19 protein-coding genes are annotated in these 21063 nt (G+C 57.4%); 10 read left to right on the top strand and 9 right to left on the bottom strand.

Features of this window, described 5'->3' with window-relative positions; translation table 11 throughout:
• The first annotated feature begins 5 nt into the window (after positions 1–5).
• The 7 genes from IM290_RS19075 to IM290_RS19045 all read left to right on the top strand — a co-directional run bounded on the left by IM290_RS19075 (position 6) and on the right by IM290_RS19045 (position 5434).
• Positions 6–932, top strand: a complete 927-nt coding sequence (locus IM290_RS19075; RefSeq protein WP_040117689.1) for an amino acid ABC transporter permease — start codon at positions 6–8, stop codon at positions 930–932.
• Positions 916–1689 carry an amino acid ABC transporter ATP-binding protein gene (locus tag IM290_RS19070; RefSeq protein WP_017693375.1) on the top strand — a complete coding sequence of 258 codons (774 nt, stop codon included), beginning with the start codon at positions 916–918 and terminating at the stop codon, positions 1687–1689. The genes IM290_RS19075 and IM290_RS19070 overlap by 17 nt, the downstream gene beginning before the upstream one ends.
• A gap of 9 nt (positions 1690–1698) precedes the next feature.
• Positions 1699–2586, top strand: coding sequence for a transporter substrate-binding domain-containing protein (locus IM290_RS19065; RefSeq protein WP_193042549.1), 888 nt, complete (start codon positions 1699–1701; stop codon positions 2584–2586).
• 41 nt (positions 2587–2627) lie between these two features.
• Positions 2628–3245, top strand: a complete 618-nt coding sequence (locus IM290_RS19060; RefSeq protein ID WP_006810732.1) for a glutathione S-transferase family protein — start codon at positions 2628–2630, stop codon at positions 3243–3245.
• Positions 3246–3282: 37 nt separating this feature from the next.
• On the top strand, positions 3283–3513 hold the full coding sequence (gene pptA / locus IM290_RS19055; protein ID WP_003857012.1) for a tautomerase PptA: 231 nt from the start codon (positions 3283–3285) through the stop codon (positions 3511–3513).
• Positions 3514–3699: 186 nt separating this feature from the next.
• Positions 3700–4701, top strand: a complete 1002-nt coding sequence (locus IM290_RS19050; protein WP_032648397.1) for a Kdo(2)-lipid IV(A) acyltransferase — start codon at positions 3700–3702, stop codon at positions 4699–4701.
• 91 nt (positions 4702–4792) lie between these two features.
• Entirely contained in the window at positions 4793–5434 is a 642-nt protein-coding gene (locus IM290_RS19045) for a DNA-binding protein (protein WP_032648396.1), read from the top strand.
• Here IM290_RS19045 and IM290_RS19040 read toward each other — a convergent pair.
• On the bottom strand, positions 5427–5726 hold the full coding sequence (locus IM290_RS19040) for a helix-turn-helix transcriptional regulator (RefSeq protein WP_000612740.1): 300 nt from the start codon (positions 5724–5726) through the stop codon (positions 5427–5429). The genes IM290_RS19045 and IM290_RS19040 overlap by 8 nt on opposite strands.
• A 161-nt stretch (positions 5727–5887) precedes the next feature.
• Between IM290_RS19040 and fusA the strand changes: the two genes are divergently transcribed.
• On the top strand, positions 5888–7987 hold the full coding sequence (gene fusA / locus IM290_RS19035) for an elongation factor G (RefSeq protein WP_163358534.1): 2100 nt from the start codon (positions 5888–5890) through the stop codon (positions 7985–7987).
• 48 nt (positions 7988–8035) lie between these two features.
• On the opposite strand, the gene IM290_RS19030 is transcribed toward fusA, so the two are convergent.
• Positions 8036–8608, bottom strand: a complete 573-nt coding sequence (locus IM290_RS19030) for a flavin reductase family protein (protein WP_017382293.1) — start codon at positions 8606–8608, stop codon at positions 8036–8038.
• Between the two features lie 105 nt (positions 8609–8713).
• On the opposite strand from IM290_RS19030, the gene nhoA reads away from it, so the two are divergent.
• Complete coding sequence (nhoA, locus tag IM290_RS19025; RefSeq protein ID WP_015570465.1) at positions 8714–9559, top strand: N-hydroxyarylamine O-acetyltransferase; 846 nt, start codon at positions 8714–8716, stop codon at positions 9557–9559.
• Between the two features lie 80 nt (positions 9560–9639).
• Here nhoA and narI read toward each other — a convergent pair whose 3' ends face one another.
• From narI to IM290_RS18995, 6 genes are all read right to left on the bottom strand, one after another.
• Positions 9640–10320, bottom strand: coding sequence for a respiratory nitrate reductase subunit gamma (gene narI, locus IM290_RS19020; RefSeq protein ID WP_023303778.1), 681 nt, complete (start codon positions 10318–10320; stop codon positions 9640–9642).
• Positions 10317–11012, bottom strand: coding sequence for a nitrate reductase molybdenum cofactor assembly chaperone (narW, locus tag IM290_RS19015; protein WP_032102973.1), 696 nt, complete (start codon positions 11010–11012; stop codon positions 10317–10319). Before narW ends, narI begins: the two co-directional genes overlap by 4 nt.
• Positions 11012–12556 carry a nitrate reductase subunit beta gene (gene narH, locus IM290_RS19010; RefSeq protein ID WP_015570469.1) on the bottom strand — a complete coding sequence of 515 codons (1545 nt, stop codon included), beginning with the start codon at positions 12554–12556 and terminating at the stop codon, positions 11012–11014. The genes narW and narH overlap by 1 nt, the downstream gene beginning before the upstream one ends.
• Positions 12553–16293: a nitrate reductase subunit alpha gene (locus IM290_RS19005; protein ID WP_193042550.1), complete on the bottom strand. Its 3741-nt coding sequence runs from the start codon at positions 16291–16293 to the stop codon at positions 12553–12555. Before IM290_RS19005 ends, narH begins: the two co-directional genes overlap by 4 nt.
• A 67-nt stretch (positions 16294–16360) precedes the next feature.
• The gene (locus IM290_RS19000; protein WP_193042551.1) at positions 16361–17746 is read right to left on the bottom strand and encodes a NarK family nitrate/nitrite MFS transporter; all 1386 of its coding nucleotides are present in this window, start codon (positions 17744–17746) and stop codon (positions 16361–16363) included.
• A gap of 210 nt (positions 17747–17956) precedes the next feature.
• Positions 17957–18532: a TetR family transcriptional regulator gene (locus tag IM290_RS18995; RefSeq protein ID WP_015570471.1), complete on the bottom strand. Its 576-nt coding sequence runs from the start codon at positions 18530–18532 to the stop codon at positions 17957–17959.
• A 116-nt stretch (positions 18533–18648) separates the two neighbouring features.
• Between IM290_RS18995 and IM290_RS18990 the strand changes: the two genes are divergently transcribed.
• Complete coding sequence (locus IM290_RS18990) at positions 18649–20139, top strand: MFS transporter (RefSeq protein WP_193042552.1); 1491 nt, start codon at positions 18649–18651, stop codon at positions 20137–20139.
• Between the two features lie 45 nt (positions 20140–20184).
• Here IM290_RS18990 and IM290_RS18985 read toward each other — a convergent pair.
• On the bottom strand, positions 20185–21063 hold an 879-nt coding region (locus IM290_RS18985; protein WP_058714967.1), incomplete at its 5' end, for a porin.

The following is a 21063-nucleotide window of genomic DNA, read 5'->3' as shown; positions in this document are numbered from 1 at the left end:
CGACGATGAGCAACGTTGAAACCATAAAAGTGGTCCCGGCACGTTATCCGCTGCGTGCTGCTGGCGCCGTGGTGGCGCTGTTTGTGCTGGCGGTCGTAATCCAGTCCGTGGCCTTTAATCCGCGCTGGGAATGGGCGGTATTTGCCCGCTGGTTCTTCGACCCGGTGATCCTCGAAGGCGTCGGCCAGACGCTGCTGCTGACGTTGATAAGCACCGTACTGAGCGTGGTGATTGGCGGCATGCTGGCGCTGGCGAGGCTCTCGTCATCATGGCTGTTGAGCAGCCTGGCGTGGGGGTACATCTGGCTGTTCCGTTCCCTGCCGCTGATCGTGGTGCTGATTATCCTCTATAACTTCTCCTATCTCTACGACACGCTCTCTCTCGGCGTGCCTTTTACCGGCATTACCTGGGGCAGCTTTGAAACCATCAATGTTCTCGGGCAGTTTTCTACCGCCATCGTGGGGCTGACGCTGGTGCAGAGCGCCTATACTGCGGAGATCATTCGCGGGGGTTTCCTTGGGGTCGACCACGGTCAGTATGAGGCGGCCGCTGCGCTAGGTCTGCCGGCATGGCGTCGCACGGTGCGCATAATTCTCCCGCAGGCGCTGCGCACCATCCTGCCGTCCGGGTTTAACGAAATCATCAGCCTCGCCAAAGGGACGGCGATGGTTTACGTGCTGGCGATGCCGGAACTGTTCTACACGATCCAGATGATCTACAACCGCACCCAGGAGGTGATCCCGCTGTTGATGGTGGGGGCCGTCTGGTATCTGGTGATCACCACCGTACTGTCTGCCATCCAGCATGTTATTGAGCGTGGACTCGCCCGCAGCGAGCGCCGCTCCGCCGTTAACCACAACCGGGCGGCCAGTCGCGCGCGTTCCGTCACCACTTCGCCAGCACAGGAGCCTGTTCATGCAAGCCTCTCCTGAAGGACATATTTCCATTACCGGCGTCAGTAAGTTTTTTGGCCGACATAAAGCGCTCGATAACGTCACGCTTGAGATCCCGCCGGGCTCCGTGACGGTGATCCTCGGCCCCTCTGGATCGGGAAAATCGACGCTGCTGCGCACCATTAACCATCTTGAGCGCGTAGACGAAGGCTTTATTCAGATTGACGGGGATTACATCGGCTATCGCCGTCAGGGTGACAAACTCTACGAGCTCAAAGAGAAAGAGATCCTTAAACAGCGCGTCAACGTTGGGTACGTGTTTCAGAACTTCAATCTTTTTCCGCATCTCACGGTGCTGGAAAACCTGATTGAAGCACCCATCGCGCATAAAAAGTTCAGTAAAAAAGAGGCTGTTGAAAACGCCTACAGCCTTCTGGATGTGGTAGGTCTGCGCGATAAAGCCGATGCCTGGTCGCGTCACCTCTCCGGCGGCCAACAGCAGCGTATCGCCATTGCCCGCGCGCTGGCGCTGCGCCCGCGCGTGATGCTGTTTGATGAACCCACCTCGGCGCTGGATCCGGAACTGGTTGGCGAAGTGCTGGACGTGATTAAAAAGCTCGCCCGTTCCGGCACTACGCTGGTGGTGGTCACCCATGAGATCGGCTTTGCCCGGGAAGTGGCGGACCAGGTGGTATTTATGGTCGACGGTAAAATTGTGGAGCAGGGCAGCAGCGACGACGTGTTAAACCGACCGTCGCATCCGCGAACGCGCCAGTTCCTCTCAAAAGTGCTGTAAGGAGCGCAGATGAAATATGGACTCCTGGCGGGGCTGGTCTTCACGACGGCGAGCTACGCCAGCATTGATTTAAAGGCCAACGAACAGCCGCTGCCGGTGACGGTTGATCAACAGGCAGTGGCGAAAATCCCGGCGAACTATAAATTTGTTGAGCCGGGTACCCTCACGGTGGCGATTTCAGCCCTGAATTCTCCGCCGCTGGCGCTGCTGGCCAGTGATAACCGCACCCGTATTGGCAGCGACCCGGATATCGCCCGGTTGCTGGCGGGCAGTCTGGGGCTGAAGCTGAAGCTGGTGCCAACGGCGTGGGAAGACTGGCCGCTGGGGATCACTTCCGGGCGTTATGACGTAGCGTTGGTGAATATCGCCGTCACCGAGCAACGTAAGGCGAAGTTCGATTTTGCGACCTATCGCGTCGATTCCCTCGCCTTCTCGGTGAAATCCACCAGCAACGTACAGTCGATCACCAGTGCGAAAGATCTGGCCGGTAAAAAGGTGATTGTCGGGTCAGGCACCAATCAGGAACGTATTCTGCTGGGCTGGAACGAAGAGAATAAAAAGGCCGGGCGCGAGCCTGCGTTGCCGGTTTATCTGACCGACGACGCCTCAGGCAATCTTTATATTCAGTCCGGCAGGGCGGATGTTTTCTTTGGACCGCAGTCCGTTTCGGCCTACAAAGCCGCGTTAACCGGCAAAACCCGCGTCGTGGGATTAGGGCCGAAGAAAGCCTATGTCGCCACCACAACCAAAAAAGGCAATGGGCTGGTGTATGCGTTGCAGGCTGCGCTGGACGGTGCGATTAAGCGCGGGGAGTATCAAAAGGTGCTGGCGCGCTGGGGGGAGGCGGGCGAAGCGGTGACGTCTTCTGACGTTAACCCGCCCGGGATAACCTACTAATGGTGCTCTACACTTAGGGTTTTCATCCCTGAGGGGGCAACATGATCAAACTCTATGGCGTACCCGGCTGGGGGTCGGCAATCAGTGAAGTGATGCTGACTCTGGCAGACATCCCGTATCAGTTCGTCAACGTGGACGGGTTTGACCAGCCCGGCCCGCAGCGCGAATTGCTGTTGAAACTGAACCCGCTGTGCCAGGTGCCGACGCTGGAGCTGGAAAATGGGGCGATCGTGACGGAAACCGCAGCGATCGCCCTGATGGTGCTCGACAGACGTCCCGACCTCGCGCCGCCCGTAGGGCAGGCCGAGCGCCAGCAGTTTCAGCGCCTGCTCATCTGGTTTGTGGCGAACGTCTATCCCACCTTTACGTATGCAGATTACCCGGAACGCTGGGTGCCTGATGCCCCGGAACAGCTGAAGAAAAATTGCATTGAGTACCGAAAATCGCTTTATCTGTGGTTCGACAGCCAGCTCAGCGCCTCGCCGTTTGCGTTTGGCAAACAGCTGACGCTGCTTGACGTCTATATTGCCGTTGCGCGTACCTGGGGGCCACGTCATGAGTGGTTTGCCACTAACACGCCTAATATTACCGCCGTCGCGGATGCCGTCTGCGCGCTGCCGGAACTGCACAAGGTGCTAAAAGCTAACGATATAATCTGATAACGTGGAACGCTCACCTATAAAAGGAGCCCTGCCCATGCCACACGTTGATATCAAATGTTTTCCACGCGATCTGACTGACGAACAAAAAACGGCCCTGGCGGCGGATATCGCCGAAGCGATCGCCCGTCATCTGAACAGCAAAGATCGCTCAATCTCCGTGGCGCTTCAGGAGGTTCAGGAGGCTGACTGGAAGGCGCAGGTCTGGGATACCGAGATCGGCCCGAAACTGGATGAACTGATTAAGAAGCCCGGTTATTCGATGTAACTTGCCTGCCGGGTGGTGCAATATCACCCGGCGCTCCTCGCTTTTATTCCATTTCGCAAAAATCGATAATAAAAACCATAACGATTCCGCTACAATTCATCCTTCCGAACAATATTCGTTAAATCAGCAGGTAAGCACTGCAACTGCACCAGATTAAGTACAAATTAGTAAAAGGATAATTTTTCCATGACAAAATTACCTCAGTTTTCACTTGCCTTTATTCATCCTCGTTACTGGCTCAGCTGGGCAGGCATTGCCGCGCTCTGGTGCACGGTTCAGCTTCCGTACCCGCTGCTGTTGAAAACAGGTCACGGGCTTGGGCGTCTGGCTATGCGCCTGCTTCCACGCCGCGTGGAGATCGCCAGACGAAATCTTGAGCTTTGCTTCCCTGATATGAAAGAGGACGAGCGCGAGCGTTTACTTGAGCGTAATTTTGAATCGGTTGGAATGGGCGTCATCGAAACGGGGATAGCGTGGTTCTGGCCAGACTGGCGCGTACGGAAACACTTCAGCGTGACCGGCTACGAACATATGGAACAGGCGCGGGCGCAAGGAAGGGGCGTGGTGCTCATTGGCATGCATTTTCTCACGCTGGAATTAGGCGCACGCATCTTTGGCATGCTTAACGCGGGTATTGGTGTGTATCGTCCCAACAATAATGCGTTGCTCGACTGGCTGCAAACGCGCGGTCGTCTGCGTTCCAATAAAACCATGCTTGACCGCTATGACCTGAAGGGCATGATCCGCGCGCTGAAGCAAAACGAGATCCTGTGGTATGCCCCGGACCACGATTATGGCAAAACGAATAGCGTGTTTGTGCCGTTTTTTGCCGTCCCGGACGCCGCGACAACTGCCGGGAGCTACATGCTGGTGAAAAGTGCCAGACCGGCCGTGATCCCGTTTGTACCGCGCCGAAAAGCAGACGGCACAGGGTATGAGCTGATTATTCTGGAAGATATTAGCGATACCTTGCAGGGAGGCGACAAAGCGTCGGTGGCCACGCAAATGAACAGAGCGATTGAGCGCGCCGTGATGATGGCGCCTGAGCAATATATGTGGCTGCATCGCCGGTTCAAAACCCGCCCTGAAGGCCAGCCGGACCGGTATAAACGCAAAAAACAGGTCGCGTCTACTGCAAGAACCTTTTCTGCCAGCGATATTTCGGACCGGTCGAGTATCCAGCAGTAGCCCGGCAGGGCGGATGCCGGTGCGCTCCGCCCTTTATAAATCCTGCCGCGCTGGATAGAATTACCGCATCCATATTGACGGGATGCCCCACATGACCGGAAGAGTCGATTATCATCTAGAAAAATACCTCCTCACCGAAGCCGGCGAGCCGGAACGTCTGACGCGCCAGTGGGCCGAGGTGATGCGCGAATGTCATGACCAGAAATCCGGGGCAGAAGAGCGGCTGCGTCTCGCGCTGCTGAACGTGGATTATGTGACCAGCTTTGAGCTTCCCTTCCGGTTACTTCTTACCCGTGCACCGCAGCTGATTGATAGCATCAGAAATGAGTTTCAGCTCAGTCAAAAAAATGTCCTGTTCAACGGGAAGCGGTTTGGCTGCGTCTACAGCCTTAAACGGGATTTGAACGGCATTCCCGATGAATTTACCTACCACCTGAAGACCCGTATTCAGCGGATCGATGCGTCCGGCGGTTCGGAAGTGCCTTACCGGCAAATCGCTCAGCAGGTGAAAGCCCCCCGCGAGCGCCTCCAGCTGGCGCTGGAACAGGGGCTTGCGGTCACCGCGCTTGACGGGCTTTTCTGGTTTGGCCTCCAGCGCATAGCCGCCGAGGTGCAGCGGTTAAGGAAGACCGGGATGAGAATAGTGACGTCCGATACGGAGGTGTTCGACACCCTTACCGGAACAACACGGCGCATTCCGGTTTATCGTCTTGAGGACGCTGCCGCTACTTAGCCTGGAGCAGGATCGCCAGCAGCCCAGGAAAGCGGGCGTCCAGATCCTCTCTTCTCAGTGAGATCATATTCTCGCGCCCCTGCGGGCGCTGCCAGATCACGCCGCTGTCGCGCAGCACGCGCCAGTGGTGAGTCATAGTAGATTTCACCACCTCTTCCGGGCGCAGCGCGTTACAGCTCAGTTCGCTGCCGTCGGCCAGCCTGCGGATAATCGCTAATCGCAGCGGGTTGCCGAGGGCGAACAGCACATTTTCCAACACTATTTGTTCAGGTTCCGGGTGGTTTGGGATCATCGTTTTCCTGCGTCTCGCGTGAGATTGAGCTATATCAACAATAGGTCAACCGTTAAAAAATAGTTCGATAATACTCGTACAATGGGACTATTATAACAAACGAACGAACACGCGACCATCCCGGTCGTCACAAACCAGTCATGAAGACTTAAGGAAATATCATGCCCCGACCCATTCCACTCGAACGTTATCGCAACATCGGTATCTCCGCGCATATCGATGCGGGCAAAACAACCACCACTGAGCGCATCCTGTTTTACACCGGGATGAGCCACAAGCTGGGTGAAGTACACGATGGCGCGGCAACCACCGACTGGATGGCGCAGGAGCAGGAGCGCGGGATCACCATTACGTCGGCGGCGGTAAGCTGTTTCTGGCCCGGTATGGACAGAGGCTTTGAACCGCACCGCATCAATATTATCGACACCCCCGGGCACGTGGATTTCACCATTGAGGTGGAACGTTCCATGCGTGTACTCGACGGCGCGGTGATGGTCTATGACTCCGTCGGTGGCGTGCAGCCGCAGTCGGAGACCGTCTGGCGTCAGGCGAATAAATATCACGTCCCGCGCCTGGCATTCGTCAACAAAATGGACCGCCCGGGTGCGGATTTCTTCCGCGTGGTGCAGATGATGCAGGAGCGGCTGAAAGCCAATCCGGTCCCGATTGTGATCCCCGTGGGGGCAGAAGAACACTTCACCGGCGTGGTGGATCTCATCAGGATGCGCACTATTCTTTGGGATGATGCGACGCAGGGCATGGCGTTTAGCTATGCGCCAGTGCCTGACGATCTGCTGAGCACCGCCCAGGCGTGGCGAGAAAAAATGGTTTCGGCTGCGGCAGAAGCCAGCGATGAGCTTATGGATAAGTACCTTGAGACGGGCGAACTGGATGAAGCGGAAATCATCAAAGGGCTGCGGATCCGGACTATCTCCGGCGAAATACAGCCCATGCTGTGCGGCAGCGCCTTCAAGAACAAGGGCGTGCAGCGCATGCTCGACGCGGTGATTGAATTGATGCCGTCTCCACTGGACGTGCCCGCTATTGATGGGGTAGACGAAGACGGACAGCACGCTGAGCGTCACCCAAGCGATGATGAACCGTTCTCGGCGCTGGCCTTCAAGCTGATGAGCGATCCGTACGTCGGCCAGCTGACCTTTATCCGCGTCTATTCCGGCATACTGCGTAAAGGCGACGCGGTTTACAACCCGGTGAAGGGTAAGAAAGAACGTATCGGGCGCATCGTGCTGATGCATGCCAACGATCGCCATGAGGTGGACGAGCTGCGCGCAGGGGATATCGCAGCCTGTGTCGGGCTGAAAGACGTCACCACCGGTGACACGCTGACCGACCCGAATGCGGTGATCACCCTTGAACGGATGGAGTTCCCGGACCCGGTTATTTCGCTGGCGATTGAGCCGAAAACCAAGGCCGATCAGGAGAAAATGGGGATCGCCCTACAGCGCCTGGCGGCGGAGGATCCGTCGTTTCGCCTGCACACGGACGAAGAGTCCGGACAGACCATTATCTCCGGGATGGGCGAGTTGCATCTGGAGATCATCGTTGACCGCATGAAGCGCGAGTTTGGCGTTGAGGCGAACATTGGTCGTCCGCAGGTCACCTACCGTGAAACTCTGCGTAAAGCGGTGAAGGATATTGAAGGTAAATTTGTCCGACAGTCCGGCGGGAAAGGGCAGTACGGTCATGTGGTCCTGAGCCTTGAGCCGTTAGCCGCCGGGAGTGGTTTTGTGTTTGAAGATGCCACCAAAGGCGGGGTGGTGCCGCGGGAGTACATCCCGTCGGTGGAAAAAGGCTTGCGAGAAGCCATGAATACGGGAGTGCTGGCGGGCTATCCGGTGGTGGATGTGAAAGCGACCCTGACGTTTGGTTCCTACCATGACGTTGACTCCTCGGAGATGGCCTTCCGCATGGCGGCGATCCTCGGCTTCAAAGAGGGCGCACGGCGGGCGGATCCGGTTATTCTTGAGCCGGTGATGCACGTTGAGGTGGAAACGCCGGAAGAGTACGCCGGGAACATTATGGGCGATCTCTCCTCCCGTCGCGGCCTGGTGCAGGGGATGGCAGAGCAGTACGGCAGCCAGATTATTCGCGCTGACGTCCCGCTGGCTGAGATGTTTGGCTACGCCACCACGCTGCGCTCGATGTCCCAGGGGCGCGCGACGTATACGATGGAATTCCATCATTTTGCGGAAGCTCCGCGGAATGTGGCGGATGAGATTATTGCGAAGCGTGTTAAGTAATAAAAAGCCCTCTTCCTCAGGAAGAGGGCTTTTCTTTTTTGAGGTGCGTTAATCCAGCGCCTTCACCATTTTCCCGCTCGCGACAAACGTACCCGCACCCAGATGATGCAGCGTATTCAGCTTATCCCCGTCAAACTGCCAGCGTCCGGCGACAAATGCGCGTTCATCCGCCGCGGCGGAAACCACTTCGCCAAACAGAGTGTCATATTTCTCGGCCGCAGAGGTTACAGGTAATAACCGGCACTCCATCCACGCCAGACATTTTTCTTCTATAACCGGCAGCCCAAGCTCAGGGCCATAAATAACCGGGATCCCGTAGCAGTTAAATTTATCCTCGTCGCGACCGCTGACGCTGCCGACCGCCCAGGTCCAGTTGGCTGCCGCCACGCCGGGGATCACAATGCCGAATTTCCCGCTGCGTTCGATCAACTCCCGTGACCACGCGCTTTTGTCTACCACAATCGCGATACGCGGGGGTTCAAATTCCACCGGCATAGACCATGCGGCGGCCATGACGTTGCGACGATCGATGGTCTCATCCCGGCTGGTGATGAGCACGGTTGGACCGTGATTCAGAAGACGGCTGGCATGGCGTAATTCAACAGGGCGAAAGTGGTTCATAGGATCTCCTCATGTACACGATGAGTATGACGAAAAAGCACTTTTGCGCATATGCATAAGGGAAAATAGTTTATAAACAGGGGATATCACATCCTGGAGCAAATCATGTCCCCATTTCTGAGTGCTTATTTCGCCCGCACGGGCTGGCAGCAGCCCGTACAGGTTGATATCGATACCCTGCGGGGGCTGCATTTACACCATAACTGCGCGATCCCTTTCGAAAATATTGACGTCGTTTTGCCGCGGGAAATCCATCTGGACGACGGGTGTCTGGTGGATAAACTGGTCACCGCGCGTCGGGGGGGGTATTGCTTCGAGCAAAACGGCCTGTTTGAGCGGGTATTGCGCGAAGTCGGTTTTACGGTGCGCAGCGTGCTGGGGCGGGTTGTGCTGGCTAATCCGTCGCAGATGCCGCCGCGTACGCACCGGTTGCTGCTGGTTGAGCTGAACGGCGAGCGCTGGATCGCCGATGTGGGATTTGGCGGACAAACGCTGACGGCGCCGATTCGTTTGATCGCCAACGAGGAACAGGAAACCCCGCACGGGAGTTATCGTTTGCTGAGCGAGGGTAACGACTGGGTACTGCAATTCCGCCATCACGAGCACTGGCAGTCGATGTACCACTTCGACCTGGCGACCCAGTACTTCAACGATTACGTGATGGGAAACTTCTGGTCGGCGCACTGGCCGCAGTCCCATTTCCGTCATCACCTGCTGATGTGTCGCCACCTGCCGGACGGGGGCAAGCTGACGCTGACCAACTTTAATTTTACCCACTGGCAGAACGGTCATGTGGAGGAGCAGATCCATTTGCCGGATGCGGAGGCGCTGTATAAGCTGATGCAGGCGCGGTTTGGCCTGGGCGTTGATGACCCGAAGCACGGCTTTACCCTGGCCGAGCTGACGGCCGTGATGGCGGGGTTTGATACGCATCCACAGGCAGGGAAATAGCCCGGTGGCGGCTACGCCTTACCGGGCCTACAGCGGCTTGAAACGTAGGTCGGGTAAGGCGTAGCCGCCACCCGACAAAATCAACGGCGCGATCTCACTACCTGATACCGACGGGTGAAGTACTCAAACGGCGCGCTCCACACGTGCACCAGGCGGGTGAACGGGAAGATAAGGAAGATCGTCATCCCCAGCACCAGATGCACGCGGAAGATCGGCGCGACGCCGCTTAGCATTTCTGACGAGCCTCCCTTAAACGTCACGATCCCCTGCGCCCAGCCGACCAGCTTCATCATCTCGCTTCCGTCAGGATACTGGGCGGAGAAAGGAATGGTCGACAGCCCAAGGATGCACTGAAGCAGCAGGATACTCATGATGATAATATCCGGCGTGGTGGACGTGGCACGCACCCGCTGGTTGAACAGGCGGCGGTAAAGCAGCATCGACCCGCCAACCAGCGTCAATACGCCGCACACCCCGCCCGCCATCATCGCCAGCTGCTGCTTAACCGCGACGGGTAAAAACCAGGCGTACATCCAGTGCGGGGTTAACATGCCGAACAAATGCCCGAAGAAGATCCCCAAAATCCCGATATGAAACAGGTTAGAGCCCCAGTTCATACCGCGTTTGCTGAGCATCTGGCTCGACGAGGCGCGCCAGGTGTACTGCCCGTAGTCGTAGCGCAACCAGCTGCCAAGGAAAAACACGGTGGCGCAGATGTACGGATAAATGTCATAGAAAAACACGTTCAGGTAATGTGTCATTTTGGGCCTCCGGCGCTGACGTCCACGTACTGCGGCGCGACGTCCTGGCTAAAGCGTCGTTGATATTGCTGCATCGGCGAGCTGTCGCACGATGTGGCGTTGTCTTCGATAAACTTCACCTGTTCCTCTTCCCACACGGCGTCCAGCGCCTGACGGGTATCATCCCGTTTTTCACCAGACACCTGCTTCGCCACGCTGTCGCTGGAAAGCCGTGTACCGGCCATCGTCAGCAGGGCGTCAAACAGCTGGTAATGCGCCACCTCGCGCTGTTTCAGCCGGCCGCCAATCAGCGCCAGGATCGGCGCGACGTTTTGCAGCCCTTCACGCGCCTCGTCATCGCTGACGATACTGAGATATTCCAGATAGAGCGGCAGATAGTCCGGCAGCTCGCGGCAGTCAAGCTGAAGGCCGGCTTTCTCATACTGGCTCATCAGGTCTACCATCGCCTGACCGCGATCGCGGGACTCGGCGTGAACGTGCTCGAACAGCAGTAGCGACGTTGCGCGCCCGCGTTCAAACACTTCGCACCATTCGGCCTGCTTATCCAGCAGCGGGGCGCTCAGGTGCTGCTGCGCAAACGGCAGCAGCATGGGCGCGTCCTGTTCCACCAGGGAAAGCGCTTCGTCACGGTTTTCCCACAGCAGCTCATCGGGATACTCAATGAGTAGCGCGATGATTTTGAGGATTTGCATTATTCTCCCTCCCCGTGTTCACGCACCTCGGTGATGTTGATCGCGTCGATGCGGCTGCTGTTGAAGAGGTTGAATTTGGTGTCGGAACCGTGGCAGCCGTCGCCAAAGGTGAAGCCGCAGCCGTTTTTCTCCGGGAAGGCGTCGCGCGCCATTTCGCGGTGGCTGGTCGGGATCACGAAGCGATCTTCGTAGTTGGCAATCGCCAGGTAGCGATACATCTCTTCGACCTGTTCTTCCGTCAGGCCCACTTCTTCGATGGCGCGGGTGTCGGTCACGCCTTCCACGGTCTGGGAACGCTTGTAGTGGCGCATCGCCATCATGCGCTTCAGGGCGCGCAGCACCGGGCCGGTATCGCCCGCGCTGAGCATGTTCGCCAGATACTGCACAGGAATGCGCAGGCTTTCGACGGCAGGCAGCACGCCGTCGCTCTGCGGCAAACCACCCGCGTCCGCGTAGGACTGGATCGGCGACAGCGGCGGCACGTACCAGACCATCGGCAGGGTGCGGTATTCCGGATGCAGCGGCAGGGCAAGCTTCCAGTCCATCGCCATTTTGTAAACCGGGGAACGCTGTGCCGCGTCGATGACGTTCTGCGGAATACCCTGTTTCAGCGCTTCCTCAATCACCGCCGGATCGTTCGGGTTAAGGAACACGTCGCACTGGCGCTCGTACAGATCGGTTTCATGCTCGGTGCTGGCCGCCTCTTCAATGCGGTCCGCGTCATACAGCAGCACGCCAAGGTAGCGGATGCGCCCGACGCAGGTTTCCGAGCAGACGGTCGGCTGACCCGATTCAATGCGCGGGTAGCAGAAGATGCATTTCTCTGACTTGCCGCTCTTCCAGTTGAAGTAGATTTTCTTGTACGGGCAGCCGCTGATGCACAGACGCCAGCCGCGGCATTTGTCCTGGTCAATCAGCACAATGCCGTCCTCTTCGCGCTTGTAAATCGCACCGCTCGGGCAGGTGGCAACGCAACTGGGGTTCAGACAGTGCTCGCACAGGCGCGGCAGGTACATCATGAAGGTGTTTTCAAACTGGCCGTACATCTCCTTCTGGATCTTCTGGAAATTGCGGTCGCGGGCGCGTTTTTCGAACTCGCCGCCCAGCAGCTCTTCCCAGTTGGGCCCCCATTCGATTTTATCCATTCGCTTGCCGTCAATCAGCGAGCGCGGGCGGGCGGTAGGGAGGTGATCGCCCTCTGGCGCGCGGTGCAGATCCTGGTAATCGAAGGTGAAGGGTTCATAGTAATCGTCAATCTGCGGCAGGACGGGGTTAGCGAAAATCTTCGACAGCACGCCCATTTTGCCGCCGAGGCGCGGGGTCAGCTTGCCGTGAATACCGCGGATCCAGCCGCCTTGCCACTCATCCTGATCTTCCCAGTTTTTCGGATAGCCGATACCCGGTTTGGTTTCGACGTTATTAAACCACGCGTACTCCATCCCTTCGCGCCCGGTCCAGACGTTCTTACAGGTGACCGAGCAGGTGTGGCAGCCAATGCATTTATCAAGATTCAGAACCATGCCAACCTGTGAGCGTATTTTCATTTTTTCGCCTCCTGTACCTGATCCCGACCTTCGCCGTCCAGCCAGTTAATGTTTTTCATTTTACGGATCATGATGAACTCGTCGCGGTTCGAGCCGACGGTGCCGTAATAGTTGAAGCTGTACGCCAGCTGCGCGTAGCCACCGATCATGTGGGTCGGTTTCGGGCAGACGCGGGTGACCGAGTTGTGGATCCCGCCGCGCCGTCCGGTTACTTCTGACCCCGGAATGTTCAGAATGCGCTCCTGAGCGTGGTACATCATGGTCATGCCCGGCGGAACGCGTTGGCTGACCACCGCGCGGGCGGTGAGGGCGCCGTTGGCGTTAAAGGCTTCGATCCAGTCGTTGTCCTCAATGCCCAGCTCGCGCGCGTCGGTTTCGCTGATCCAGACGATTGGCCCCCCGCGCGACAGGGTTTGCATCAGCAGGTTTTCGCTGTAGGTGGAGTGAATGCCCCATTTCTGGTGCGGCGTAAGGAAGTTAAGCGCTTTTTCCGGGAATCCGTTCGGCGGGATTTCGCGCATATGGGTAACGCTGCGGGTGTCAATCGGTGGACGATAGGCCACCAGACTCTCCCCGAAGGCGCGCATCCAGGCATGATCCTGATACAGCTGCTGGCGGCCCGAAATCGTGCGCCACGGGATCAGCTCGTGAACGTTGGTATAGCCTGCGTTATAGGAGACGTGCTCGCTCTCAAGGCCGGACCACGTCGGGCTGGAGATGATTTTGCGCGGCTGCGCCTGAATATCGCGGAAGCGGATTTTCTCATCTTCTTTGTTCAGCGCCAGATGGGTGTGATCGCGTCCGGTCAGTTCGCCGAGGGCTTCCCAGGCTTTGACCGCGACCTGACCGTTAGTTTCCGGCGCAAGGGCGAGGATCACCTCTGAAGCGTCAATGGCGGTCTCGATGCGCGGACGACCTTTCGCCGGGCCGTCAGGCTTGACGTAGTTGAGCTTGCCGAGGAAATCGACCTCATTCTGGGTGTTCCACGATATGCCTTTTCCGCCGTTGCCGAGCTTGTCCAGCAGCGGCCCAAGGGCCGTGAAGCGCTCGTAGGTTTCCGGGTAGTTACGCTCGACCACGGCGATGTTCGGTGCCGTTTTGCCGGGGAGCAGATCGCATTCGCCTTTGCGCCAGTCCTGAATATCAAACGGCTGCGACAGTTCCCCCGGTGAATCATGCTGTAGCGGCTGTAGCACCACGTCAGTTTCGGTGCCGAGATGCCCTACGCACACTTCAGAGAACACTTTGGCGATGCCCTTGTAAATCTCCCAGTCGCTGCGGGACTCCCACGCCGGGTCAACGGCTGCGGAAAGCGGGTGAATAAACGGATGCATGTCCGAGGTATTCATATCGTCTTTTTCATACCAGGTGGCGGTGGGCAGGACGATATCCGAGAACAGGCAGGTGCTGGACATACGGAAATCGAGCGTCACCAGCAGATCCAGCTTGCCCTCAATGGCGGCGGTTTGCCATTCCACCTCTTCAGGTTTCACGTCGTCCGTTGAGCCTAAATCCTCACCCTGAATACCGCTCTCGGTGCCAAGCAGGTATTTCAGCATGTATTCATGGCCTTTCCCGGACGAGCCAAGCAGGTTAGAACGCCAGACAAACAGGTTGCGCGGGTGGTTCTTACCGTTATCCGGCTGTTCGCAGGCGAAGCGGATATCGCCCGATTTTAACGCCTGAACAATGTAGTCCTGCGGCGACATGCCGGCGGCGTCCGCCCGGGCCTTAACGTGCAGCGGGTTGAGATTAAGCTGTGGAGCCGACGGCAGCCAGCCCATGCGCTCGGCGCGGACATTGAAATCAATCAGGTGACCGGTAAACTTCGATGCGTCTGCAAGGGGAGAAAGCAGTTCCTGTGCGGTGAGCTTCTCATAGCGCCACTGGCTGGCGTGGTTGTAGAAGTACGATGTGCTGTTCATCTGGCGCGGCGGACGGTTCCAGTCCAGCGCGAAGGCCAGCGGCAGCCAGCCGGTTTGCGGGCGCAGCTTTTCCTGGCCGACATAGTGCGACCAGCCGCCGCCGCTCTGCCCGACGCAGCCGCAGAAGACCAGCATGTTGATCATCCCGCGGTAGTTCATGTCCATGTGGTACCAGTGGTTCACACCGGCCCCGAGGATGATCATCGAACGACCGTGAGTTTTGTGCGCCGTGTCGGCAAATTCACGGGCGATTTTTTCTATCAGATAAGCGGGGACGCCGGTAATTTGTTCGCCCCAGGCCGGGGTATAGGCTTTTATCTCGGCGTAGTTTGTCGCCGCGTTACTGTCTTCCAGACCGCGATCGAGGCCGTAGTTTGCCAGCACCAGATCGTACACGCTAACCACGCGTCTCTGGCTGCCGTCGGCCAGCGTCAGGGTTTTACTCGGTACGCGGCGCGTCAGCACCGGCTCCTGCTTCACGCTGCGGAAATGCGGATTCTCGTTGCCCCCGAAGTAAGGGAAGGCCACGTCTGCCACGCTGTCGTGGGTGATGAGCAGGGAAAGCGTCAGCTCGGTTTCCTGTCCTGCAGCCAGCGACTCCAGGTTCCATTTGCCTTTTTCACCCCAGCGGAAGCCGATGGAACCATTCGGCGCCACCAGATTTCCGGCCACGTCAAAGGCGATGGTTTTCCACTCCGGATTATTGGTTTCACCCAGCCCGTCGGCCAGATCCGACGCGCGCAGCATGCGGCCCGGCACCACGCGACCGTCAGCCTGTTCATCCAGCAGGACCAGCATCGGCATGTCGGTGTAGCGGCGGCAATAGTTGAGGAAGTACTCGCTCGGGTTATCGAGGTGGAACTCTTTAAGGATCACATGGCCCATCGCCATGGCAAGGGCGCTGTCGGTACCCTGTTTGGGGGCCAGCCACTGGTCGCTGAGCTTCGCCACCTCCGAGAAGTCCGGCGTAATGGCGACGGTCTTGGTGCCCTTGTAACGCACTTCGGTAAAGAAGTGGGCGTCCGGGGTGCGCGTCTGCGGCACGTTCGAGCCCCAGGCAATGATATAGCTGGAGTTGTACCAGTCCGCCGATTCCGGCACGTCGGTCTGTTCGCCCCAGGTCATCGGCGACGCCGGAGGCAGATCGCAGTACCAGTCATAGAAGCTCAGGCAGGTGCCGCCGAGCAGGGAGAGATAGCGCGTACCGGCGGCATAAGAGACCATCGACATGGCCGGGATGGGGGAAAAACCGGCTACCCGATCCGGGCCGTAGTTTTTGATGGTCCAGACGTTGGCGGCAGCAATCAGCTGGTTAAGCTCTTTCCAGTTTGAGCGGATAAAACCGCCTTTTCCGCGCGCTTTTCTGTAGCTCTGCGCTTTCTGCGGATCGTTTTGAATGGCATCCCAGGCCAGCACCGGATCGGTATGCTGCGCCAGCGCCTCGCGCCAGAGTTCGATCAGCCTGCGGCGTACCAGCGGGTACTTGAGACGGTTGGCGCTGTAGAGATACCAGGAGTAGCTTGCGCCACGCGGGCAGCCGCGCGGTTCGTGGTTAGGCAGGTCAGGGCGGGTGCGCGGGTAGTCGGTCTGCTGGGTTTCCCAGGTTACCAGGCCATTTTTGACATAAATTTTCCAGCTACAGGAGCCGGTGCAGTTAACGCCGTGGGTGGATCGCACAATTTTATCGAACTGCCAGCGCTGACGGTAGCTGTCCTCCCAGTCGCGGTTGGTGTGGTACACCTGCCCGTGCCCATCGGCGAAACTGTCGCCTTTTGTTTTGAAGTAACGGAAGCGGTCCAACAGTTTGCTCATGACATTTCTCCTGCTTCGATAGCATGGCCGGAGGGTGAGAGATCACGCTCCGGCGAAGAGGTAGTTATTATTTTTGTGAGGATTTGCGGCCGTACACCAGCCAGGTGACGAGCACGCAGACGATGTAAAACACGAGGAAGACTTTCATGGCGCCCACCGGGGAACCGGTCATCGCCAGGGATGTGCCAAAGGCTTTGGGAATAAAGAACCCGCCTACCGCACCGATGGCAGAGATAAAGCCCAGCGCGGCAGCCGTTTCGGTCACCGCTTCATGCTGTGCCTGTTCGTCGCTCCCGCCCTGTTTTTTCACGCGGTCGAGGGTGATTTGGCGAAAGTTAATCGCGATCATCTGGAAGGTCGAGCCGCTGCCCAGGCCTGCGGTGAGGAACAGGCCCATAAAGACCAGATAGAAGGCCATAAAACTGCCTGAACCAGACCCGGGGAGCGTCAGGAAAATCAGTGCGCTAAAGATGGCCATAAAGACGAAGTTGATCAACGTCACCCGTACGCCGCCCAGCCTGTCTGAAATCATCCCGCCAGCCGAACGCGCCAGGGCGCCGATCAGCGGGCCAAAGAAGGCGAGGTGGAGGATATTTACGTCCGGAAACTGGGTTTTCGACAGCATAGCAAAGCCTGCCGAGAAACCGATAAACGAGCCGAAGGTTGCCAGATAAAGCAGGCTCAGCAGCCAGAGATGAAAGCGCTTAAGCACCGGAAGCTGGCTGGCAATGGACGCTTTCGAGCTGGCGATGTCGTTCATGCCAAAAAACGCCGCAAGGGTGGCAAGAATCAGCAGCGGCGCCCAGATCCACGCCGCGTTCGCCAGCCACATCGTCGAGCCATCCTCCTGCGGTACGCCGTGCACGCCGAGGAAGGTAAACATCGGCAGAAAAATCACCAGCGGCGCAACCAGCTGCATCACGCTCACGCCCAGGTTACCCAGCCCGCCGTTAATGCCCAGCGCGCTGCCCTGTCTGGCTTTCGGGAAGAAGAAGCTGATGTTTCCCATGCTGGAAGCGAAGTTGGCGCCGGCAAATCCGCAAAGCAGTGCGATGATGATAAAGACCCAGTAAGGCGTGGCGGTATTCTGGATGGCGATCCCAAGCCAGACACAGGGTACGACCAGGATAACGGTACTTAACACGGTCCAGTAACGTCCGCCAAATATCGGCACCATAAAAGAGTAGGGGACACGCAATATCGCGCCGGAAAGAGAAGGTAATGCCGTTAGCATAAAAAGCTGATCGGTGCTGAAATTAAATCCGACCTTATTAAGATTTACCGCAATAGCGCTAAACAACATCCATACACAAAACGCGAGAAGCAAACACGCCACGGAAATCCACAGGTTTCTACGTGCGATATGTTTCCCTTTATTCTCCCAAAATTGCGCGTTTTCCGGTTTCCAGTTACTCAACAGATGCTGATTACTCTTCTCGCTTTGATGTGACATATCACCCTCTTGCTTACCCAAATGGAGAGAAAAAAGAAGTGAAAACAGAAAGATACCTTTCGGCAGTTTGTAGAAATTTTTGGATGTTATGGGATACATCTGAAAGGATAGATAAAAAAGCGAATCCCTGAGTTTGGAATGGGAATCAGGGTTCGCTTTATGTGTTACTAATTGTAACTATTTGCGGAAATTAATACCCCGATGGGAGTATTAAAACAATTCGAGGGAAATAAGCTTATCCAGATGCTTATTAAATGCCGCGTCGTCCATTTCAGGCATATTTAATACGTATATGCCATCCAGGCCACATACCAGACCAATTAAACGCCAGGCGATATTTTCCGGCTGGTCAGCAAGCGTAAAGGCGTTGGCCTCCGCCCCGGCGCGGATAATCGCGACCGTTTCCTGGTGCCACATCTCCATGGTCAAAACGTAGGCGCCTTTGATATCGCTATCCCGGCTGGCGAGAATTTGCGCCTCCCGCCACAGTCGAATGTAGGGCTCAAACCCGCCGTCATCGCTGCCGAGCATGGCATGCAGGCGCTCACGCCAGCCGGCGTTTTCGCCAACGATTTCAGCATCCAGCAAATCGCGGATCAGCCGGACAAACGCCAGCGACTTAAGCTCGCCCGCCGACGCAAAGTGGTGATGCACCTGCCCGGTGGCGACGCCCGCTTCGGTGGCGATGCGGCGCACGGTCATCGCAGCGAATCCTTCGGTCAGCGCCACGCGCATCGCGGCCTGGAGGATCTCTTCCCGCCGCTCGTCCTTGCTCAGATAACGCATAATTTCTCACTCTCAATGGCAACGAAACGAGTGTAACAAAGAGCTGGACAAGTGTTCAACTTTACGTAGGATCGCATTCTGGACATGTGTCCAGTTTTTAACTGAAAAGGAAATTTATGTTTCGTCAGTGGTTAGCGTTAGTGATTATCGTGCTGGTGTATATCCCGGTGGCGATTGACGCGACGGTGCTGCACGTGGCGGCGCCAACATTGAGCATGACGCTGGGTGCCAGCGGCAACGAATTGCTGTGGATTATTGATATTTACTCGCTGGTGATGGCGGGAATGGTGCTGCCGATGGGCGCGCTGGGCGATCGCATAGGTTTTAAGCGCCTGCTGATGATCGGCAGCGTGCTGTTTGGCCTGTCATCGTTAGCGGCGGCTTTTGCGCCGTCCGCGGGCTGGCTGATTGCCGCCCGCGCGTCGCTGGCGATTGGCGCGGCGATGATCATTCCGGCTACGCTTGCAGGGATCCGCACCCTGTTTATTGACGTGCGGCACCGTAATATCGCCCTCGGCGTCTGGGCTGCCGTTGGGTCGGGCGGCGCGGCGTTTGGCCCGCTGATTGGCGGCATGCTGCTGGAGCACTTTTACTGGGGGTCGGTGTTCCTGATTAACGTGCCGATCGTGCTGATCGTGGTTTCGCTTGCTGCGCGCCTGGTGCCTGCTCAGCAGGGGCGGCCCGAGCAGCCGCTCAATATCAGCCATGCCATTATGCTGATTGTGGCGATTTTACTGCTGGTCTATAGCGCCAAAACCGCCCTGAAAGGGGTGCTGTCGCCGTGGATGGTGGCCTGTACGCTGCTTACCGGAGCGGTAATGCTGTTTATCTTCGTCCGTATCCAGCTGCGCGCGTGCGTGCCGATGATCGACATGCGTCTGTTTTGCCATCGCATTATTTTAAGCGGCGTGGTCATGGCGATGACCGCCATGATTGCGCTGGTGGGCTTTGAACTGCTGATGGCGCAGGAGTTGCAGTTCGTGCATGGGTTTACGCCGTTTGAAGCAGGGATATTTATGCTGCCGGTGATGGTGGCGAGCGGATTTAGCGGGCCGATCGCGGGTGTGCTGGTCGGGCGTCTGGGGCTGCGCATTGTCGCGGCCGGAGGCATGGGGCTTAGCGCGGTCAGTTTTATCGGCCTGTCGACGCTCGATTTCAGCACCCAACAGTGGCAGGCGTGGAGCCTGATGGTGCTGCTGGGCTTCAGTGCCGCCAGCGCACTGCTGGCATCGACGTCAGCGATCATGGCTGCCGCGCCGAAAGAGAAAGCGGCCGCCGCAGGCGCGATCGAAACCATGTCCTACGAGCTGGGTGCTGGTCTGGGGATCGCCATTTTCGGTCTGCTGTTAACCCGCAGCTTTTCGGCGTCTATTGTACTGCCGCAAGGGCTGAGCGCGTCGCTGACCGATAAAGCCTCGTCGTCCATCGGTGAAGCGATGAAGGTGGCGCAGGAGCTGTCGCCGTCGCTGGCCGAGCCGGTGATGACGGCGGCGAAAACCGCGTTCATCACCTCGCACAGCGTGGCCCTGGGCAGTGCGGGAGGCATGCTGCTGATTCTGGCGGTCGGGATCTGGTTTAGTCTGGCGAAGGTCGGAGGGCAGCAGTAATAAAAAAGGCCAGCCGCGAGGGCTGGCCTTTTGAACTAACAGATCTTAGAACTGGTAGGTCAGACCTACAGCTACGATGTTGTCGGTAGCCACTTTGGCATCTTTGGTGAACTGGCTGTCATCCACGAGGTTGATTTTGTAATCAACATAGGTGGACATGTTTTTGTTGAAGTAGTAGCTCGCGCCAACGTCAACGTATTCAACCAGGTCCTGGTCGCCATAAGAACCGATGTCTTTACCTTTGGATTTCAGGTAAGCGATGGACGGACGCAGACCGAAGTCGAACTGGTACTGAGCCACAACTTCGAAGTTCTGCGCTTTGTTGGCAACGTGACCGTTACCGAACGCCGTCATGTTGCGGGTTTCAGAGTAGGTGGTTGCCAGGTAGATGTTGTTCGCATCGTACTTCAGGCCAGCAGCCCAGACTTCTGCGTTTTCGCCACCGGCGTTCAGGTTGCTTGCAGCACGAACCTGACGGTCGGTACGGTCAGATTTCGCGTAGGTCGCACCCACACCGAAGCCGTCGAATTCATAGGTAGAAGACAGACCCCAGCCGTCACCGTTGGATTCGGTGATATCGTCACGGTCGTTTTTACCCTGGTACTGAGCAGCCACGTTCAGGCCGTCAACCAGACCAAAGAAGTCGGTGTTACGATAGGTTGCAACGCCAGTGGTACGGCCGGTCATGAAGCCGTCAGTCTGCGTCCAAGTATCGCCACCGAACTCTGGCAGAACGTCAGTCCATGCGCCGATGTCATAAGCCACACCGTAGTTACGACCGTAGTCGAAGGAACCGAATTCATCGAATTTCAGACCAGCGTACGCCAGACGGGTTTTGTTGCCGTCGGAACCTTGAGCTTCAGAGCGATTGCCCTTGAACTCATATTCCCACTGACCGTATCCGGTCAGCTGATCGTTGATCTG

The organism is Enterobacter cloacae complex sp. S1 (genome assembly GCF_014930525.1).
GTDB classification, from domain to species: domain Bacteria; phylum Pseudomonadota; class Gammaproteobacteria; order Enterobacterales; family Enterobacteriaceae; genus Enterobacter; species Enterobacter hormaechei_C.
Note: the sequence above shows the minus strand (reverse complement) of the source record. Positions and strands in the feature narration are given on the sequence as shown.